This is a genomic window from Hymenobacter cellulosilyticus (assembly GCF_022919215.1).
Taxonomy (GTDB): domain Bacteria; phylum Bacteroidota; class Bacteroidia; order Cytophagales; family Hymenobacteraceae; genus Hymenobacter; species Hymenobacter cellulosilyticus.
Genome location: NZ_CP095046.1, coordinates 370,620 through 391,408 on the forward strand (window position 1 = coordinate 370,620; position 20,789 = coordinate 391,408).

The window sequence follows — 20,789 nt, forward strand, 5'->3', positions numbered from 1 at the left end:
GGAAAAGCGCGCAATACGCGCGAAAAAGGAACACTCGGTTCTAAACGTGTATTGGCGGAAAAGGATAGGTCAAAACCTCAACATTGACAGCGGGAGCAGCCGCCACGAAAACGCCCCAAGCAACCTGCCAGAAGCAAGCCGCCTGGGGCGTTGGAAACGGCGCTGGAAAACGCTAGAACAGGAAGTCGAACCCGACGAAAATCAGCTTCTCTTCGCCCACGGAATATGTGGCGTTGATAACGGCCTGCTTGAGCACATCCACCCACACGCCGCCCCGAAACCGGTGTGGAAGGCGTCGATGCCGCCGCGGGTGTCGTACTCGGAGTACACGCGGCCGGCATCGGCTAGGCCCAGGATGCCGAACTTGCCAGGCACCAGGTAGGCGTTGAAGCTGAAGAGCTGCAGGCGGGCTTCGGCGTTGGCATACACCGACGAGCGGCCGGCGTAGCGCGTGCGGCGGTAGCCGCGCAGGTTAGTGGTTCCGCCCAGCGTATTAGCCTGGTAGAAGCGGTAGTCGCCCCAGTTGCGGGCAGCTCCCACGCGCCCAGCCCAGGTGAGCTGGAAGGGGAAGTTGGGGCTCAGGTAGAAGCGGAACTCCGAGGTGATACGGCCGAAGTTGAGCTGCTCGGCGTTCATCTGGTAGTTCTGCTGCACCTCGTTGTACCAGCGCAGGCCAATGCGGGGGTTCTTGGGCGAGCTGGCCGCATCAATGTTCAGATACGCCCGGCCGCCAAGGTAGCGGTTGAGCTGGAAGTCAGACGAGCGAATGCCCAAGCCCGCGCCGCTTACTCCGTTATTGTTGGCGTCGAGGCCCCGGGCAATTTCGCTACCGATGGGCTCCCGCTCCACTCTGAACTGGTCGTACTGCGGACCGATACCCACTTTGAGGAAGCTGAAGATGTCACGCTCCAGCACCGGGCTCACGTAGAGGCGGGAGAAGCGCACCCGGTAGGTGTCGTTGATGTCGCGGTTGCGCACCCGGTCATCGGAGCCCAGCAGCTCGTTGCGGGAGTTGTTGCCTTCGCCGAAGTAGTTGTAGAGCAGCTGCGGACCATACAGTTGGGCGTTGATGCGCAGGTCAAACTTGCTGATGACATCCACAAACTGCCCGGTGTAGCGCACATTATAGGCCTTCTGGGAAGGCGAATAGTTGGCGGCCAGCGTCTGCTCGGTGGCGAAAGGCGCCTTGCGGAAGCCGTAGGTACGGTAGGTCACGCCCCCGCCCAGAAACAGCCGGTCGTCGATGTTGTAGCCAAAGTACAGGGCCGGACCAAAGTAGTTCAGGCTGTAGTCTTTGCGGTCGGTGCGGGGGTGGGTGTCGTACTGGCTCACCTCGATGCCAGGCTGCAAGCGCAGGCGCACTTCCTTGCCCGCGTTGATGACGTTGCCGGTGTCGGCGTCGTAAATCTGGGTTTTGTGCCCCAGGCCACCCACGCGGGAGTTGTCGGTAATCGAGTCCCGGTCGGTGCCGCCAATGATGCGCAGCAGGGCCCCACCTTTCGACTGACCCGTCACGTTGTAGACGTCGTTGCCGGAGAAGCCGTAGAGGCGAATTTCGTCGGTTTCTTTGTCGAAGGTCTTCTCGAACAAGGTCTTGGTCAGTTGGCCTTCCTTGTTAATCTTGGTCACCTTCACGCGGGTTTTGTCGCCGTCGAGGCGCTCCACGTCAAACCGCTCCCGCTTGGAGCTGCCTTTCACTTCCACGATGTCGTTGAGCGTACCGTAGTAGTCGGCGGCCAGCTTCGGCAGCAGGTCGCGGCGGCTCTTGAGCTTAGCCACGATTTCAGCCCCGTGCAGGTCGTAGATTTCCTTGGGCCACTGCGAGCGGAAGGCCTTTTCGATTTCGGCATCCGTAAGGTCAGCCTTCATTTTCTCGGCCAGTTTCACCCAGTCCTCTTTGCTGACCGAAGCCAGGAACACCCGGTCGTTGGCCAGGGCCGTCAGGTTGAGGCCTTTGAAGTCGGCGTAGTCGTAGCCAAAGTTCTGGAAGTTGCGGATGGCCCACTTGCGCGAAGCCAGGTAAGGCAGCACCCCGTCGCCCTTGAAGAAGGCAATGTCGCGGTCTTCGGGCACAGCCGTGAATTTACGGTCCCCGTCCTTGTCCTTGGTTTCGGCCCAGCGCCACTGGTCTTCGTGCCGGTCCCAGTCGCCGATCCACATGTCGAAGAGGCGGGAGCGGGCAAAGGCTTTTTCGTTGACGCGGTTGTCGTTGTCGTCGATGAGGCGCTCCATCACCTTGTCGGTGCCCACCAGGTTTTCGGCGTTGCCCAGGGAAGCCACGTTGCTTTGGTCGTCCTTGGCATCTTCCTCAATCATGGCCGGCGTGTTCGAAAACCGCTCGTAGTACTGGCCCAGCAGCGGGTCTTGAGGAATATAAACCGGCTTGGGGTTGGTGTGCAGAATGCCAGCCGTAGTGCCCAAATAAGCCACCGGGAAGGCGCCAAACGGGTGCTGGGCCGAAATCTGGTCCTGCAGAATGTCCTTGGCCGCGCCTTCGCGCAACGCCTCGGGCAGCACGGCCGCAGGGTCTTTGTTGAGGCCGCGCAGGGTATAGTTGCGGCCTTCCTCGTTGCGCACTTTCAGCGAGGCCGTCTGCTTGCCGCCGCCAATTTTGTAGGGCTCCAGGCCGCCCCGCTCGGTGGCCATATCCAGCACCGGAAATTTCACCGGCGTAGCCCACTCCTTGCGGTAATGCTCGCCGAAGAGGAAGCGGTGGAACTTGCCGCGCTGGTCATAGTCGGTATTCACGGCCAAAGTCACGGTGCTGTCTTGGAAGTTGGGCCGCTTCATGTTGTTGACCTCCTTGATTTCAGCCACCACCTTGGTTTCCTTGGCGTAGAGCGGGGTGCGGAACACCAGCCGGCCCGTTTCGCCTTTGTCGTTAGGAATCCAGAACTCGGTCCAGACCTCGCCGTTGTCGTAGTAGTTCACCCGCGACCAGCCTTTCTCCTTATCCGAGAAAATGGCTTCGCCGCTCTTGCCGGGGCGCACGTGCTGGGTTTTGCAGCCCGAGCCGCTCACAATCTGGTGCATGGAGCCCACCTTGAAGTACTGCAGGTTGTGCTCGTGGCCCGAGGCGTAGATGATGTTGGGGTATTTGTCGAAAATCTCCATCAGACCCTTCTTGTAGGCCTGGTACAAGGGATGAGGAATATCCTGGCTGACCCCGCCGTACTTGCGGGCAAAGGGGTACACCGAGCCAATGATGGGCAAGGGCAGGAAGGCGTACTTATAGACGATGGAAAGCGGGAAGAAATGGTCGGCCAGGGTGAAGTAGCCCCCGTGAATACCATCCGAGAAAATCGGGTGGTGGGCAATGACCATGATGTTGCGGTTCTGATTCCGCTGGATAATGTCTTCGAGCTGGGTGAAAAAGTCGGTTTCGTTGGCCACACCGCAGCCGCTGTTGCCGCCGTAGGGCCGCTCGCCGCTGGTTTGCAGAAACCACTGCGAGTTGATGGCAATCATCAGGATGTCGTCCTGCAGGCGCACCTCAAACGGACCGGGGCAGGCATTACGCGGAATGAAGAAGTCGCCGGTGAAGGGGAAGGCGGCCGAGTCGCTGGTCAGGTAGTTTTCCACGAAGGCCTGCTGCCGGTTCACTTGCTCCACGGCACCGGTCAGGCCCTGCTTCCAGTCGTGGTTGCCGGGAATCATGTACTTCTCGCCGGCGTAGCCACGCAGCGACTCCAGCTGCCCAATCATGCGCTCCTCCGACTCCTTGCGGTCGTAGGCGCCTTCGCGGGGCATGCCGTATTCATAGATGTTGTCGCCCAGAAAAATCGTGGTGCTCTTGGAGCCAGCCTTGGTTATCTGCTGGTTCAAAAAGTTCAGGGACGGCTCGCCTCCGGCCTCTTTCTTAATAGGCTTGCCTACGTCGCCAATCAGAAAGATGGAGTAGCGGATGTGGCTGCTGTCGGGCGGGGTTTTGCTTTCCCAGTTTTCGCCCCCATGATTGTAGTTGGGGCGCTCGGGATGGGCGGTTTGCGTTTTTTGGGCAAGGGCAGTAGTCAGGCTGCCGCACAAAAGCAGTAAGCAGCTGAGCAGAAAAGGTCTTCTCATATAGAAGCAATGAACGTAAAAGCGGCGCGGGAGGTATAGAAATTGGGGCAGCAGTCCCGCCTTAAAGCCCGAAAAAAGTCGTAAACTACTGCATACGGCACCGCGCATCGGGCGTTGAGAGGCGGTGCGCTGCCCTACGCAATCTGCCGGCCCACGGTTGGGCTCGGGGCTGGCAAAAACTTCGCTCCCCAATTCGCGTTGTAAGCGAGTTGGGAGCCGGCGGCCCACTGTACGCCACTCTATTCTACTTCCCCCGCATGGAAACCATCGAGACTTTAAAACCGGCCAAAGCTGAAATTCTGAAGAAGGCCAAGGCACATATTACGGCCCTCTTCGAGGAAAAACTGCCCAAGTCCCTCGTCTATCATTCCTTCAAGCACACAGCTACCACCGTAAAGGAGGCCAAGGCCCTAGGCGAAGCCACCGAGCTGAGCCCGGAAGATCTGGAAGCCCTGGTGCTGGCGGCCTGGTTTCACGACGCGGGCTACACCGAGGTGTACGACGGCCACGAGTACCGCAGCATGGAGCTGGCCGAGCAGTGGCTGCGCGAGCAGGGCTACCCGGCCGACCGGATTGCGCTGGTCAAAGACATTATCCGGGCCACCCACCGCAACGAAACGGCCAAGACCGAGCTGCAGCAGCTCTTGGTGGACGCCGATATGAGCAGCATGGGCAAGGAGGAATTCTTTGCCAACGGCGAGCTACTGCGGGCCGAGTGGGAAACTGTATTGGGCAAAAGCTACGACAGCGTGGAGTGGGCCGAAACCCAGCTCGACTTCCTGCTTTCCTCCAAGTACCTGACCGACGCGGCCAAGGACCGCTACAAAGACCAGTACAAGGAGAACATCAAGGACCAGCGCAAGCTGCTGAAGAAAACCGAAAAAAAGCAGAAAAAGCGCGAGCAGGAAGAGCAGGGCAACTTTGCCGAGGGCAAGCGGGGCGTCGAAACGATGTTCCGGACCACCTACAGCAACCACATCAAGCTCTCGGATATGGCCGATAAGAAGGCCAGCATGATGATTAGCCTCAACGCGGTGATTATGTCGGTGCTCATTACGTATCTGGGCGCCAAAACTACGGCCGTGGGCCCGTCTTTTACCCGCAACCCCATCCTGACGGTGCCCATGAGCATTCTGCTGGCTACGGCCCTGGGCTCGGTGGTGTCGGCCATCCTGTCGGCCCAGCCCGACGTGACGAGCTTTAAGTGGCTCAAGAAAAGCCCCAGGTGGCCACCAACCGCCGGGTGAACCTGCTCTTCTTCGGCAACTTCACCAAGCTCAGCCTCGACGACTTCCAGAACGGCATGACGGGCCTGATGCGCAACAAGGACAACCTCTACACCAACATGGTAACTGACATTTACTACCTGGGGGAGGTTTTGTCGCGTAAGTACCGGCTGCTGCGCATCAGCTACACCATCTTCATGGTAGGCCTGATTCTGACGGCGTTGTCCTTCGGCATTGTGCTGCTGTACAAGTCGTAATAACGAACTGCTCTGTTATAAAAAGCCCCGCCGAATCACTCGGCGGGGCTTTTTTTATGTTACGTGGGCCTTGCTTAGCTTTCCCGGCCCTCGCGCTTCAGCTGTTCGCAGAGTTCGGCCAGCTGCCGGATGGACTGGCCCATGAAGCGGCGCATTCGCTGGCGCTGCCCAAACCGGATAAGCGGGTTGGGACTGGCAATGTAGCCGTAGCGGAACTCCAGCGTCACGAGGCAGGACTGGGCATCAGCGGCCTCAATAAAGCAAAACAGGAACGAGTTGGGAAAAAGCCGGAATAGCGAAATTTTCTCCACGTACTCAATCCGGTCGGCATCCTCGAAGTGCTGCACCGCCTGGAAATCAATCTGGCCGCGGTTGAGCTTTACTTTGTAGCTGGTGCCTAGGCGGCCGGCCTTGGTCAGGTCGTAGGTTACCTCACTCACGCCGGGCATCCAGCGGGCCCGCAGCCGGAAGTTGCTCAGCACCCGCAGGGCGTAGGCCGCCGGCACATGCACGGTGCTAATCACTTTGAGCGCGTTGCCCTCGCGGGTGCCGCTGCTTTCCCCGTTTTCGCTGAGCAGCAGGCGCAGGGGCGAAAGGTAGGCGTAGCGGTAGCATATTTCGCCCAGGTAGTCGTACATGCAGGTGCCGCGCAGCAGGCGGGTCCAGGAAAAGCTGCGGGCCACGTCGGCGGCGGGCTGGGTTTCGAGGTAGCCGTCGGAAAGCAGGATGTACTCGTTGCCGGTTACGTTGTTCTTGAGCAGGCGGTGCACCACGATGACGTCACGCCCCATCAGCTTGGTAAACTGCCGGATCTGGGCCACGCTGACTTTGCCAAAGTGCACGATGATCTTGATGGTCAGATCGTGGGCCCGCAGGGCCGTGCTCAGTTCCGAGTCCAGGTCGCGCTCCACCAGCCGCACGTAGTTCTGAAAATCCAGAAAGATGCGGCGGCACTGGGTCACGACCTCCTGAATAGTAGGCGGCGGGCCCAGGCGGTAAAACAGGATGGCGTCGCCCTGAATTTCGCTTACCTCCATATCCAGCGTGTTGGCTTCCACCAGAATTTCGAGCAGGTCGGCAATAAGCTGGGGTGCCAGCACGCTCCCCGATTCCTGGATAAAGCGGGTGAAGCCACTGATGTCGGGAATGAACAGCAGGGCGGGCACCATTCCATCATCGGCCGCCACGGTGGCCGCAGCGGTGGGTCGGCGGCCGGCGGCCCGGCGGGCGGCGCGCATGTCATCCAATAAACCCATAGTGCAACCAGAAAAGAAGTCAGAAGTGAAGCTAGCGGCCTATACGCAAGCCTTGGAGTGCCGGGTTTGGGCTGTAGGTTGCTTTCGCGTTACCTTTGTCGTAGTGTTAGACTATGGCTGCGTAGTTCAACGGATAGAATAGGCGTTTCCTAAACGCTTGATATGGGTTCGATTCCCGTCGCGGCTACTATTTACGTGCTACTGCTGCCTGACCTCACTACAGGGTTAAAGCTCTGATTCGAGTTGGTTGACAAAGTAAGTACGCTTAGTTGAAAAGCTTGGCTTGCGTAAAAACAGATAAGGCCCATTCCCGGTAAAGTGGAGTGGGCCTTGCTTTTTTTACACTTTACTCCGGGTCTCAGCTTTCTCCGTCACAAACGCCCCATTCCTAGCGCCAGCCAATAATCCACCCAACTAGGTGTTTTACAATACGCTAAAGCCACATACCCCTCATACACCTTCTATCATTAAGCCGGCGACTAGCATACCAGGGTATCTGTACTGTGTCACAGGCGGCACTACAGCGACCTTGCGCATAAGCGGCCTTCCCGGTAGTATTACTTATCTCTAAACCCTTACTCAGCCCTTATGAAAACAATCCTGCGTGTTCTTTCTCTGACCGGCCTGCTCGTCGTAGGCAATGGTGTTGTCTCTCAATTGTCACAGGCGGCAACTGTGGTAGTAAGCCCTACCAATATTATTGACACCAAGATTAAAGTTGCGCTTTACAACTACGGCGAGGCTACTGGCTTAACTAACCTCACCTTTCAAAAGGACAGCCAGACTGACTTTCGTATTTACAGCAATGGCCAATTTATAGAGTATGGCTACTATGATTCGTCTGATGACGGCGTTTGGATTGCCGGTGAAAACTATCATCAGTAATCCCTGGCTCTATCAGCCCTGGGCAGAATCAAGAAAGCTCCGTCTGATGGCGGGGCTTTTTTTGTCCGGAAGGTTCTGCACGCTGCCAGGATCAGGGCGGGATGTTTGAACTCAGACTGATTCTGTTTACTGGTTAGCCCAGAACTAAATCATCAGCAATAGCGGGGCTGGAAAACTGCCGAGCTTTCAAAGAGCGCAAATAAGGGTTAAACGTGCGAATAAACCTTTACAACGACTCGCATTCTCGTCACAGAACTTCTTATAGGTTAGTAAGTATACACTCGAGTCCAGGTCACTTCATCCTACCAGCCATCGGTAACTTATAACCTGCTCCCTGACAGCAGTAGGCAGCCTATACTCCACATTAACATAGCCATATCGATTTAATGTTACCCATTAGCGAAGATGTATTGGTGCAGCGGCTCTACGCTAGGGACGAATCGGCTATGACCCTGTTTTACGACAAGTACGGCCGGGTGCTTTACAATGTCATCCTGCGCATCGTGCGCAATGAGGTAATGGCCGAAGACGTGCTGCAGGAGAGCATGGTCAAGATCTGGTATTCCTTTGCCTCCTACACGGCTTCGCGCGGCCGGCTGTTTACCTGGGCTCTGAATGTATGCCGCAACGCCGCCATCGACCAGCTCCGTACCCGCCAGTACCACGAAGGACAGCAAACGCAGGCTCTCGAAAGTAGCATGGCCTGCTACCAGGTGGCCGCCACCGGCTTTCAGCCCGAGCACGTGGGCCTGCGTGAGCTGGTTATGTGCCTCAAGCCTAATGACCGAAAAATCATTGATTTGCTCTATTTCGGCGGCTTCACCCAGGCCGAAGTAGCCGATGAGCTGCAAGTGCCGCTGGGTACCGTCAAAACCCGGGCCCGCGCGGCCATGCACGCCCTAGCAAAAGCAGCCCGCTAAGCAACTTTCCTTTCTTTCTCTAACCCCTGCTGTTTGCCTCACAGTCAGGGGATTTTGGCGTGTCTTTTTTGGACACAATACAGCTTTTTGCTTCGCTGCTCTTGCCCAGCTTAATCCATTCGAAAGCGGAACAAGGCTAAATATATAAATATAACCAGAGTGCTATAAAAACTAGATTTATTTCCGCAAATTTGCCCTGCGCTTTGCTATGGGTGCTTCTGCCTGCTCTATCTTCTGTCTTATTACCTGTGTCTAAATTTGTCTGATTTAATTCAGCCTACTGCCTGCCCTTAGCGTGCTTATTGCCTTCATAGCCAATAGACTTATCTGTTTCAGATACTAACTATCTACTCCTTGTATAACCTGAAAGTCTGAACAGTTAAAGACTGTTTGATCCTCTTTTTTTATTTCCAGCCTCATTTCTTCCTGCATGGAGCACACCGCTACTCTCATTACCCCCTTCTTATCCCCACAATCTTCGCGGCGCCGCTGGCTCAAGGGCCTGGGAGCCTTGCTAGGTACTACCGTTCTGGGTGGGCCTGCCTATGCTGTAGCGGCCCCCGCCGCAAAGATGGCCGCAACTCCGGCCCCGGGAACTGAACCCATCGGAACCGTTAAGCTCTTCGCGGGTCCCGAACTCCCTTCAGGCTGGGTTGTGTGCGATGGGCGCCTGTTGCGCGTTGACGAGTATCCTGCTTTGCACAAGGCCCTCGGCACCCTGTATGGTAGCAAAGGTCGAAGCTCGTTTGCCTTGCCTAAACTGCTGCCCACCGCTGCGGAAACGCAGCTAACAACGTGGTTGCCCGCGGTAAAAATAGCCGCTGCGCCTGCTGTTGCCGCTCTGGCCGAGCTACGCATGCCGCACCAGAGCCGCCGTCTCAGCTAATGTGAGCCCGGGTTCTGCCGGGCTTCGGTATTGTCACTAACTTTTTTCCTTCTTCTCTTTTATTCTCTCTCTTATGGACGAAGCTTACATTGGTTCTATTGTACTGTTTGCCGGTAATTTTGCGCCCAGAAACTGGGCTTTCTGCGACGGCTCCTTGCTGAGCATCGCGCAAAACTCGGCCCTGTATTCAATTCTAGGCACTACTTACGGCGGCAATGGCACAACCACGTTCGCCCTGCCCGACCTGCGCGGCCGCACGCCTGTGCACGCCAACAACGGCCAACCCGGCCCCGGCCAACAGCCCGTGCAGCTAGGCGAAGTCGCTGGCACTCGCAACGTGACTCTGCTTGCCACACAGATGCCCGCTCACACGCACACCTTAGCGGTAAACACTGGTAATGGAACGACCAGCAGCCCTGCGGGCGCAGTTCCTGCCGTCAGTAATTTTGAAGACCCAGGCACCGGTAACCAAGTGGTGGTCAATAGCTACGCCCCCACGCCCAATGGCGTCGCCAACCCCCAGACCATCAGCGCAGCCGGCGGTAGCCAGCCTTTCAGCGTGATGCAGCCTTACCTGGGGTTGAACTACATCATCTGCCTGTACGGGATCTATCCCTCCCGTAGCTAAGCTTGAGCAATTGGAGCTGGCGACGGGCATAGCAGAGTTCTGCTGAGAATGAAGTCTGCCGGCGACTGCCGACCAGCAGTCTTTCTTTTGGTAGCAGGGCAATGGATGCGACCATCACATCCGCTGCCCTGCTACTCCTGATTTTGAGGCTGTCTGCTTACCTGAGCCCTCTACTTGTTTTTGAAACTCTATTTTCTGTATTAATGCAACAAAAATCTTTACTCACACGGTGGCTTCGTTTGGTAGTCCTGCTGGCGGTACTGGTTCTAGGCCTTGCTGGCCCTAGCTCCGCCCAGCTGTATTACCTGACTACGGACGGCACTGCCGCCAGCCAGTCGGCGACTGATGCGCTGAACTTCCTGAACACCACAACCAACGCCACTAGCACGGTGGTGTCGTCGATAGCTACCAGCCCCAATCTGTTGGCGCTGGACCCGGCCAACAACCGCGCCTTCGTGTATGAAGCGCTGACGGCCTCCCGGGGCATCAAGGTGTACGACCTGAGTACCACCCCCACGCTGCTGCGCACCCTGCCGGTGCCGGCGCAGGTGTCGGCCCTTGAGTACGACGCGGCCAGCGACTACGTGTACTTTCTGACCACTGATGCCGTTGCGACTACGCTTACGGCCACCGACGCGCTGAACCGCATCAAGGCCGACGGCACCGGCGCTAACCAGGTACTGGTGTCGTCAGTGACCAACTCGCCCGTCTACCTGGCGCTCAACACTGCCGCCAACCGGGCCTACGTGTACGAAGGACTAACAGCCAGCCGCGGTATCAAAACCATTAACCTGGCTACTAACACCGTTATCGGTGGGACCATTCCGGTGGCCGCCGCGGTGTCGGCCCTTGAGTATGCCCGCTCAAACGGTTTCCTCTACTTCCTGACCTCGGATGGCGTCGGTACTACGGGTGCCCCGCTGCCACCGATGCGCTTTACCGGGTGCAGCCCAACGATTCCGACACCCCGCCCACGCCCACGGCCCTTATCACCAGCTTGACCAACTCGCCTGCTTATCTGGCGCTGGACCTGACTAACAGCCGGATTTACGTAGCCGATAACTTTGCGAGCACTCGGGGCTTCCGGATAATAAATACCGCCACAAACGCGGTGACGACGCTTGCCCAGGCGACGCAGTTTGCGGCAATCGAGTTTGCGCAGCAGGCTGCTGCCCCCACGGTAACAACGGCCGCGGCCACCACTGTTACCTCCAACGGCGCTGTGTTAGGCGGCGAAGTAACAGCCAATGGCGGCGCCACCGTAACGGAGCGCGGCGTAGTGTACAGCACTACCAACCAGACGCCGACTACCAGCGACACGAAAGACACCAATGGTACGGGCACGGGCACTTTTTCCGAAACCATCAGCGGCCTGACGACGGGCACTACCTACTACGTGCGGGCTTACGCCACCAACTCGGTCGGCACCAGCTACGGCAGCGTGGTGAGCTTTACCACCCCGCCCAATGCGCCGGTAGTGGTTGTGCTGGCCAACGGCAGCATCGTGAACAACACCAATCCGACCTACGCGGGCACAGCTGTAGCTAACTCAACGGTGACGGTTATCGTGGATGGCACGGCCATTGGCACGACGACAACGACCAGCGCCGGCAACTGGGCCCTCACCCAGCCCGCAGCCCTGGCCCAAGGCAGCCATACAGTGCGTGCCACGGCCTCTATCAACGGCTCGGGCCAGAGCGCCAGCTCGAACACCAACACCTTCACCGTCGACTCGGTGCGGCCTACGGTAGTCATCAGCTCTTCAGCGGGTGCCTCGGGCAGCACGACTGGCACTTCGCCCATTCCCTTCAACGTCACTTTCTCAGAAAGCATGACGGGCTTTGCGGCCGGCGACGTGACAGTGACCAACGGGACCATCTCGAGCTTCGCCGGCAGTGGCGCTGCGTACTCGTTTACTGTGACGCCGGCTGCTGGCGGCGCCATCACGGTGAACGTGCCGGCCAACGTAGCGCAGGACGCAGCTGGCAACTTCAACACCACCGCTACCCAGTTCTCTATCACCTACACTCCCCCGACGGCCACGGTAGTATCGGTTACGCGCCTGACTCCTTCGCCCACGACTACAACCCAGGTAAGCTACCGGGTAGTTTTCTCGGGCAGCGTGACGGGCGTAACGACCAGCAACTTCAATGTGACGACTACCGGCGGTGTCACCGGGGCTTCCGTGAGCAGCGTGAGCGGCTCGGGCACTACCTACACCGTGACGGTGAATACGGGCACCGGCGACGGTACCCTGCGCCTGAACGTGGCCAACAGCACTGGCACCACGCCGACACTTTCGAACGTACCCTACACGGCTGGCGAGGTGTACACCATCACCAAAAGCTTTGCCGCCAATCCCCAGCTGACTATTCAGGGAACCGGTGGTACCGGCTCCGACGTGACGGCCTTCGTGGACGTGGCGCAGGTACTGAGCGGCGGCTCGCCGTTTGCCAACGGCTTGCAGAATAGCAGCTTCGAAACCCACGACATCCTGGCCAACGGTGACTATGGCTATCAGCCCACGGGCGCCAGCTGGACGTTCAACGCCCAAGCCGGCATTGCCGAGGCGGGCAGCCTGTTTACGCCGATTACGCCCGTTCCCAACGGAATTGCCGTGGCCTTTGTGCAAAGCAACAACGGTAACAACGGGCAGATCCAGCAAAATCTGGCGGTGCCCACGGGTAGCAACTATCAGGTAAGCTTCCAGGCTGCCCAGCGCATCTGCTGCACCACGCTTGACCAGACCCTGAACGTGTTCCTCAACGGCGTGTTCCTCGGCAGTATTCAGCCGAATTCTAACGCCTACACCACCTTTACCTCTGCTACGTTTGCCGTGACGGCCCCGGCCCTGACGGCCACCGTGAGCACGACCTCGGCCAGCCCCACCGGCACGGCTCCCATCCCGTTCTCGGTGAGTTTCTCGCAGAGCGTGGGCTCCACCTTCACGGCTTCGGACGTGACGGTAGCGGGCGGCACGCTGACCAGCGGCAGCTTTAGTGGTAGCGGCAGTGGCCCCTATACCTTCACCGTAACGCCCAGCGCATCGGGTACCATATCGGTAAACCTGGCCGCCAACGTGGCCCTAGACGCCAACAACACTGGCAACTCGGCCAGCAACACGGTGAGCGTGCAGTACGCGCAGCCAGTGACGGCTGCTCCGGTTATCACTTCGCCGGCCAACGGCAGCCTCACCAACCAGGCGGTGACCATCAGCGGCACGGCCCCGGCCGGCAGCGCGGTCACTGTGTACATAAACCAGAACAACGGCGCCTTCCAGGAACTCGACATCTACACGGCCACGGCCGGCGGCACCTTCACCACGCCGGCCTTCCCCTTCCCCAGCGCTACTTACCAGATCTACGCCACGGCCCAAAGCCCCGGCGCAGCGGTAAGTGCCAACTCGAACACGAACACCTTCACAGTTGATATCACTCGGCCGGCGGTAACCATCAGCAGCACGGCTGGGGCTTCGAGCAGCTCGACAAGCACCTCGCCCATTCCCTTCACGGTAACCTTCTCGGAAAACGTGACGGGCTTCGTGGCCGGTGACGTGACCGTGACCAACGGCACCATCACGGGCGGCATCGTGAACGGCACCAGCCCCGGCACCACCTTCACCTTCAACGTGACGCCGACCACGGCCGGCACGGCTACCACGGTGAGCGTACCCGCCAACGTGGCCCAGGATGCCGCCCGCAACTTCAACACCGCGGCCCCGGCTTACTCGCTCACCTTGGTGGCCCCCACCATCGTGGTAGCTCCGGCCACGCTGCCCAACGGCACGGTAGCCGCCGCCTACAGCCAAACCCTGACGGCTTCGGGTGGTACAGCTCCCTATAGCTTTGCCATATCGGCGGGCGCCTTACCTACGGGCCTAACGTTATCGGCTGGCGGCACGCTGGCGGGTACGCCCACGACGAGCGGCACGTTTAACTTCACGGTGCGCGCCACCGACGCCTCAGCCGCGCCGGGTCCCTACAACGGTGCCCGTTCTTACTCGCTGACCATCTCGGCTCAGCCAGTGACGGCTGCCCCAACGGTGACGGCGCCAGCCAACGGCAGCCTGACCAATAACCCCTTCCCCGTTTACGCGGGTACGGCCACGGCCGGCTCGACGGTGACGGTGTACGTGGGTCCCAACGCGGGCACGGCCACGGCCATCGGCACGACGACGGCTACCGGCTCGGGCAACTTCACGCTAACCCAGCCCTCGGCTCTGGGCAACGGCATGTATAAAGTGTACGCCACGGCTCAGCTTAGCGGCCAGGCGGCCAGCGTCAACTCCAATACCAACGTCTTCACTGTAGATGTTACCGCTCCGACGGTAGTTATCAGCTCGACGACCGGCAACTCGACCAGCACCTCGCCCATTCCCTTCACGGTGACCTTCTCAGAAAGCGTAACGGGCTTTGTGCAAACGGATGTGACGGTAACGAACGGCACTATCTCGGCCTTCTCCGGCTCGGGCGCTTCCTACTCGTTCAACGTAACGCCCGCCAGCAGTGGCTCGGTGACGGTGAACGTGCCGGCCAACGTGGCTCAGGATGCCGCTAACAACGTCAACACCGCTGCTAACCCGTTCACTGTTATCTACTCGCAGCCGGTAACGCCTGCACCTGTAGTAATTGAGCCCGCCAACGGGAGCTTGGTAAACAACAACCGGCCGGTATACGGCGGCACGGCTGTAGCCGGCTCGACGGTAACCGTGTATGTAGATGGCACCAGCGTTGGGACGGCTACCACCGCCACTGATGGTCGATTTAACCTGATTCAGCCGGCAGCGTTGGCTCAAGGCAGCCACACCGTGTATGTCACGGCTCAGCTCAATGGCCTGTCTGTGAGTGCCAACTCGAATACCAACACCTTTATCGTCGACACCTTCCCGCCCACGGTACTGGTTAGCGCCTCGGGTTTCGGCAGCGGCGGCAACACGAGCAGCTCGCCTATTCTGTTTGCTGTGAGCTTCTCAGAAAGCGTGACGGGCTTCGTAGCTGGAGACGTGACCATCACTAATGGCACCATCTCGGACTTCGTCGGCTCGGGCTCGGGCTACACCTTCAACGTAACGCCCACTGCCGCTGGCACGGTAACGGTGAATGTGCCCACCAACGTAGCCCAGGATGCGGCCGGCAACGGTAACATAGCCGCCAGCCCCTTCAGCTTTACCTACAACCAGGCGGTGACGGCGGCCCCAGTGGTAATTATGCCGGCCAACGGCAGCCGGGTGGCTACCACCACGCCTACTTATGAGGGTACGGCACCAGCGGGCTCGGTAGTACGCCTTTATGTCGATGGCACGGCGCTACCAAATACGGTCACGGCCAACAGCGCCGGCAACTGGGCCATCACTCAGCCCACGGGTCTGCCCCAGGGCTCGCACACGGTCTACGCTACAGCTCAGCTTAGCGGCCAGGCCGTCAGTGCCAACTCTAGCACCAACACCTTCATTGTCGACTCGGTACGCCCCACGGTCGTCATCAGCTCCTCGGCCAGCAACCCGACCAGCACCTCACCCATCCCGGTGACGGTGACCTTCTCCGAATCCGTAACGGGTTTCGTAGCCGGGGACGTAACGGTAGGCAACGGTACGATTTCGGGCTTCTCGGGCTCGGGCACTTCCTACTCGCTCAACGTAACACCCGCCAGCAATGGCACGGTAACGGTGAACGTGCCCGCTAACGTGGCCCAGGATGCAGCTGCTAACTTTAACACCGCCGCTACCCAGTTTAGCATCAACTACCAGCAGACGGTGACGGCTGCCCCAATGGTAATTGTGCCAACTAATGGCAGCTTGGTGAGCACCACCACGCCCACCTATGGAGGCACGGCGCCAGTTAACAGCACGGTGACCGTGTATGTGGATGGCTTATCCATCGGTACAACCATCGCTACGGGCTCGGGCAACTGGACTATTACCCAGCCCGCGGCTTTGGCCCAGGGCAGCCACACGGTGTATGCCACCGCGCAAAGCAGTGGAGCAGTAGTGAGTGCCAACAGCCTCACCAACACCTTCACGGTAGATTCGGTACAGCCGACGGTAGCCTTCAGCTCAACGGCGACCAGCCCCACCAGCACCTCACCGATTCCGGTGACCGTGACTTTCTCGGAAAGTGTAACCGGCTTCTCGGCAACTGATGTGACGGTGCGCAACGGTACGCTGGCCAACTTCTCCGGCAGCGGAGCTTCGTACTCGTTCACCATCACGCCAGCAGCTAACGGCCAGGTAACGGCAAACATCGCCGCCAACGTGGCCCAAGACGCAGCAGGTAACCCCAATGCGGCGGCTCCTCAGTTCCTGATTTTCTACAACCAGGCAGTTACGCCGGCCCCAGTGGTAATTGCACCCGCCAACGGCAGCCTGATAAGCACCACCACGCCGACCTACAGCGGCACAGCCGTAGCCAACTCGACGGTAACAGTGTACGTGGATGGCGCGGCCATCGGCACGACCACGGCGACCAGCGCAGGCAACTTCACGCTGACTCAGCCTTCGGCCTTGGCCCAGGGCAGCCACACGGTATATGCCACGGCTCAGGTTTCGGGTTCAGCGGCCAGCGCCAACTCCAGCACGAATACCTTCTCGGTAGATTCGACCTCGCCGACGGTAGCTATCAGCTCCACAGCTACCAACCCCACGAGCACCACGCCCATCCCGGTAACGGTCACGTTCTCGGAAAGCGTAACGGGCTTCTCCGCTGGTGATGTAACGGTGAGCAACGGCACCCTGACCGGCTTCTCCGGATCGGGCTCGGCCTACTCCTTCAGCGTAACGCCAACGGCCAATGGCCAGGTAACGGTGAACATCGCCGCCAACGTAGCCCAGGATGTGGCCGGCAACGGCAACTCGGCCGCTACGCCCTTCTCAGTTGAGTACAGCGCTCTGGTGGTAGCTACCTCCTGGACGGGTGCTGTCAGCACTGATTGGTTTACGGCTGGCAACTGGACTTCCGGTGTGCCAACCAGCACCGTGGATGCTACCGTTGCCAACGGTGCCCCCCGCTACCCGGTAGTAGCAACTGGTACGGCCAACACGAAGAACCTGACCGTGGCCTCGAATGCTTCGCTCACGCAAAGCGGCGGCATTATTGCCCTGACCGGTAACTTCGCTACGGCTGGCACCTTCACCGCCACCGGCGGGCAGGTAAGCCTGGTCGGCACAAGTGAGCAACGCCTGGGTGGCGTGCGCACGGCATTCTGGGATTTGACGGTGGGTGCTTCCGGCGCCCGCCTCGATGGCCCGGTTGATGTCCAGCGCGTCCTGACCCTGAACGGTAACCTGAACACCAATAGCCAACCAATGACCTTGCTGTCGAATTCCACGGCTACGGCCATGGTCGTCAACAGCGGCGGGGTAGTGAACGGCATTGCCACGGTGCAGCGCTACATCGACCCGAGCATCAATCCGGGCACAGGCTACCGCCACTACAGCTCGCCAGTGGTGAGCACCACGGTAGCGGACCTGGCTACCAGCGGCTTCTTGCCGGTGGTGAACCCCGATTACAACACGGTAGGCAACACGGTAAACCCCTTCCCAACGGTGTACGGCTACAATGAAGCCCGCATCACGGGTAGCGCCCCTACCGCTCAGGAGTTCGAATACGGCTACTTCTCGCCCGAAAACCTGAGCGCGGGTCTCCTGCGGGGCCGCGGCTACACCGTGCACATCAACGGTGACCAGAAAGTAGACCTGGTAGGCACGCTCAACACCGGCACTATTCCGGTGGGCTCCCTCACCCGCGGCGCCGAAGTCAACTCGGGCTGGCACTTGCTGGGCAACCCCTACCCTGCTCCGCTGGATTGGAAAAAAGCCCGCCTGGGCCTGCCCGATGGTATTAGTGACGCCATCTACGTGTATAAGTCCAGCAGCCTGTACACGGGCACGTACCAGTTCTACCAGAACGGCTTTGGTAACCTGCCCGGCGGTATTGTTAGCTCCATGCAGGGCTTCTTCATCCGGGTAAACCAGACGGTTCCGGCTTTCAACTTCCAGGACACCTGGCGCTCGACGAGCTACGAGGCTCCGGTATTCAACCGCCCCGCGGCTGATAACCGGCCCGCCCTGCAGCTGGATCTGGTGAGTGCCGCTGGTCCGCACGACCCGGCCTATGTGTACTTCGAGGAAGGCGCCACCGCCGGCCTGGACGACCACTACGACGCCGAGAAGCTGCCCAACCCTACGGGCTTGAACCTGGCTTCGGTAGCCGTGGGCAAGGGCTTGGCCGTGAATGGCCTGCCCGTGCTGCAAGCCACGACCATCGTGCCGCTGACCGTGGGCGTGCCCGTAACGGGCTCCTACACGCTGCAGGCCGCTTCGCTGGCCAACTTCGGCAGCACGTCGGTATACCTGCTCGACGCCGAAACCGGCCAGCAAGTGGATCTGAAGCAGCAGAGCACCTACCGCTTCTCGGCCAGCAACGCCGCCCTGATTACGGGTCGCTTCTCACTGAGCTTCGGCGCCCTGCGGCCCCTGGCCACCAACAGCAGCGCCCTGGCTTCCAGCGTAGCGCTGTACCCCAACCCGGCCCAGAAAATGGCTTGGGTAGAGCTGCCCACCGCGCTGGGCCGCAAGCCCGTAACGGCTGCGCTGCTCGACGCCCTGGGCCGAGTGGTACGCACCCAGCAGCTGCCCGCCAATGGTGACAAGGCTCACGCCCTGTCGTTGGACGAGCTGCCCGTGGGCGTGTACTCACTGCGCCTAAGCACGGAAGCAGGCATGGTTACCAAGCGCCTTATTATCAAATAAGCGCTGGTACCTATACCCCACAAAAAAGCCCCCGGACATTCCGGGGGCTTTTTTATTGACCATTGCCGCAGCTGCTTATTCTGGCAGCAGGCCGCTGCTTACGGCGAATTTGATAAGGGCGGCGGTGTTTTTAGCCTGGGTTTTCTCGATGATGTTCTGGCGGTGGGTTTCGATGGTGCGCTTGCTGGTGAAGAGCTTGTCGGCAATTTCGGCGTTGGTCAGCCCTTCGGCAATGAGTTGCAGCACTTCCAGCTCCCGCTTCGAAAGGCTGCTACCCACCTTGGGCGCATCATACGTGTTGATTTCGGGGCTCTGAAACTTGCGCAGCAAAGCCATACCAATAGCAGTGCACAGAAACGGCTGCCCGCCGGCCACGGCGTACAGGGCATAGATCAGCTCGGTACGGCCCGTGTTTTTCAGGGCATAGCCCAGGGCACCGACGTCCAGGGCCTGAACTACATACCGTTCATGGTCGAGCATGGACAGCACCAGCACGCGGGTATGCGGATGCTGCTCGCGCAGGGCGGCCAGCGTGGCAAAGCCGTCCATGCCAGGCATGTTCAGGTCGAGCAGAATAACATCGGTGGGCGTTTCAGGCAGCATGGCCAGGAGCTCCTCTCCATTGCTGGCTTCGCCTACCACCTCCAAGCCTGGCTCGTCGCGCAACAGGCTGCGAATACCATCCCGGATGATGGCGTGGTCGTCGGTGAGAATAATCCGAATCATAGTGGAATCAACGTTAAAACAGGCTGTATAGGTCCTGCGAAAAAGGGTGGCCCTTGCTTTCAAAAAATGATGTTGCTCATCCCTTTCCGCTGCCTCTACTTCCCGCTCCGGCCCCACTTCCATTCGCCGACCGCCACCTAGCGGTAATGAATAACCAATGGACTGCAATATTACACGAGGCCGCTCCGGGAAGCACCAGGCCGGGGGAAAAGCAGTACTTACCGCTACAGGACCCTAACCTGCTGCCCGGTATACGTATAAATACCTATCATAGTCTACCTTTATGTTGTAATACCTCGAGTGACCAGAAAATTCGGGCATTACTTAAGCTCTTAAGCTGGCAAGGTGCTTGTTAGCCAACTGCTAACCGGCACAATCGATGCTGCAACTACCAATAAAATCAGAAGCTTAGCTTAACTTTTTACGGCTAGGCAGGTTTTTAAAAGCTCGTCCTTTTCGGACTCTCTCCTTACTTCATTTTTAGGGTTCTAACGTATGACTCGTATTATTTTGGCCGACGACCATACCATTCTCCGGGATGGTATTCGCGCGTTGTTAGTGGCTGAACCCGATTTTGAAGTGGTAGGTGAAGCCAGCAATGGCCGAGAGCTGCTGGATTTGCTGGCTACCACTCCGGCCGATGTAGTGCTGCTGGATCTGACCATGCCCGAGCTGGATGGCTTTGCGGTACTGCCCCTGGTGCGGGCCCAGCACCCCGAAACCCGCCTGCTGATTCTTTCCATGCTGGAGCACGAGCGCTACGTGGCTCAGGCCCTGGAAGCAGGAGCTTCGGGATATATTCTCAAGAATGCCGCCATTACCGAAATCCTGCACGCTATCCGGACCGTAGCCGTGGGGCACTCGTTTTTGTGCACGGAAATAGGCCTAGAGCTGCTGCGCAAGCTTACCCTGAATATGGAAAAGCAGTGGGAAACCAGTGCGGAATCCCATTCGGCCGACCTCTCGGCCCGGGAGCTGGAAGTGCTGCAGCTCATTGCCGAAGGGCTGACCAACGCCGAAATTGCCGACAAGCTCTTCACCAGCAAGCGCACCATCGAAACCCACCGCCAGAACATCATCGAGAAAACCCAGGCCAAAAACACCGCCGCCCTTATCAAATTCGCCGTAAATCAGGGCTTGGTGAAATAATTGGGGTGTCATTCTGGGCAACTTGGCTAACCCGGAGATAGATACGGA

At 59.0% G+C, this 20,789-nt stretch carries 12 protein-coding genes and 1 tRNA gene; 10 read left to right on the forward strand and 3 right to left on the reverse strand.

Going from position 1 to position 20,789, the window contains the following annotated elements; genetic code table 11:
* Positions 1-201 precede the first annotated feature (201 nt).
* Entirely contained in the window at positions 202-4,062 is a 3,861-nt protein-coding gene (locus tag MUN79_RS01820; RefSeq protein WP_244676113.1) for a metallophosphoesterase, read from the reverse strand.
* 257 nt (positions 4,063-4,319) lie between these two features.
* Here MUN79_RS01820 and MUN79_RS01825 point away from each other — a divergent pair, with 257 nt between their 5' ends.
* The gene (locus MUN79_RS01825) at positions 4,320-5,309 is read left to right on the forward strand and encodes an HD domain-containing protein (RefSeq protein ID WP_244676114.1); all 990 of its coding nucleotides are present in this window, start codon (positions 4,320-4,322) and stop codon (positions 5,307-5,309) included.
* On the forward strand, positions 5,288-5,545 hold the full coding sequence (locus tag MUN79_RS01830) for a Pycsar system effector family protein (RefSeq protein WP_244676115.1): 258 nt from the start codon (positions 5,288-5,290) through the stop codon (positions 5,543-5,545). Before MUN79_RS01825 ends, MUN79_RS01830 begins: the two co-directional genes overlap by 22 nt.
* Before the next feature lie 74 nt (positions 5,546-5,619).
* Here MUN79_RS01830 and MUN79_RS01835 read toward each other — a convergent pair whose 3' ends face one another.
* Complete coding sequence (locus tag MUN79_RS01835; RefSeq protein WP_244676116.1) at positions 5,620-6,801, reverse strand: DUF2652 domain-containing protein; 1,182 nt, start codon at positions 6,799-6,801, stop codon at positions 5,620-5,622.
* 115 nt (positions 6,802-6,916) lie between these two features.
* Here MUN79_RS01835 and MUN79_RS01840 point away from each other — a divergent pair.
* The 7 genes from MUN79_RS01840 (at position 6,917) to MUN79_RS01865 (ending at position 18,866) form a co-directional block, all read left to right on the forward strand.
* Positions 6,917-6,988, forward strand: a tRNA-Arg gene (locus MUN79_RS01840).
* Between the two features lie 401 nt (positions 6,989-7,389).
* Positions 7,390-7,686 carry a hypothetical protein gene (locus MUN79_RS01845; protein WP_244676117.1) on the forward strand — a complete coding sequence of 99 codons (297 nt, stop codon included), beginning with the start codon at positions 7,390-7,392 and terminating at the stop codon, positions 7,684-7,686.
* 386 nt (positions 7,687-8,072) lie between these two features.
* The gene (locus MUN79_RS01850; RefSeq protein ID WP_244676118.1) at positions 8,073-8,606 is read left to right on the forward strand and encodes an RNA polymerase sigma factor; all 534 of its coding nucleotides are present in this window, start codon (positions 8,073-8,075) and stop codon (positions 8,604-8,606) included.
* A 571-nt stretch (positions 8,607-9,177) separates the two neighbouring features.
* Positions 9,178-9,492: a phage tail protein gene (locus MUN79_RS31660; protein ID WP_375378232.1), complete on the forward strand. Its 315-nt coding sequence runs from the start codon at positions 9,178-9,180 to the stop codon at positions 9,490-9,492.
* Between the two features lie 73 nt (positions 9,493-9,565).
* On the forward strand, positions 9,566-10,120 hold the full coding sequence (locus MUN79_RS01855) for a phage tail protein (protein WP_244676119.1): 555 nt from the start codon (positions 9,566-9,568) through the stop codon (positions 10,118-10,120).
* Between the two features lie 203 nt (positions 10,121-10,323).
* Positions 10,324-11,121, forward strand: coding sequence for a YncE family protein (locus tag MUN79_RS01860; protein ID WP_244676120.1), 798 nt, complete (start codon positions 10,324-10,326; stop codon positions 11,119-11,121).
* On the forward strand, positions 11,064-18,866 hold the full coding sequence (locus MUN79_RS01865) for an Ig-like domain-containing protein (protein WP_244676121.1): 7,803 nt from the start codon (positions 11,064-11,066) through the stop codon (positions 18,864-18,866). The genes MUN79_RS01860 and MUN79_RS01865 overlap by 58 nt, the downstream gene beginning before the upstream one ends.
* 75 nt (positions 18,867-18,941) lie before the next feature.
* Here the strand turns inward: MUN79_RS01865 and MUN79_RS01870 are convergent, their stop codons facing one another.
* Positions 18,942-19,592 (reverse strand): response regulator transcription factor, encoded by a 651-nt coding sequence (locus MUN79_RS01870; RefSeq protein ID WP_244676122.1) that lies wholly within the window; start codon positions 19,590-19,592, stop codon positions 18,942-18,944.
* 495 nt (positions 19,593-20,087) lie between these two features.
* On the opposite strand from MUN79_RS01870, the gene MUN79_RS01875 reads away from it, so the two are divergent.
* On the forward strand, positions 20,088-20,741 hold the full coding sequence (locus MUN79_RS01875; protein WP_244676123.1) for a response regulator: 654 nt from the start codon (positions 20,088-20,090) through the stop codon (positions 20,739-20,741).
* Positions 20,742-20,789: the final 48 nt, after the last annotated feature.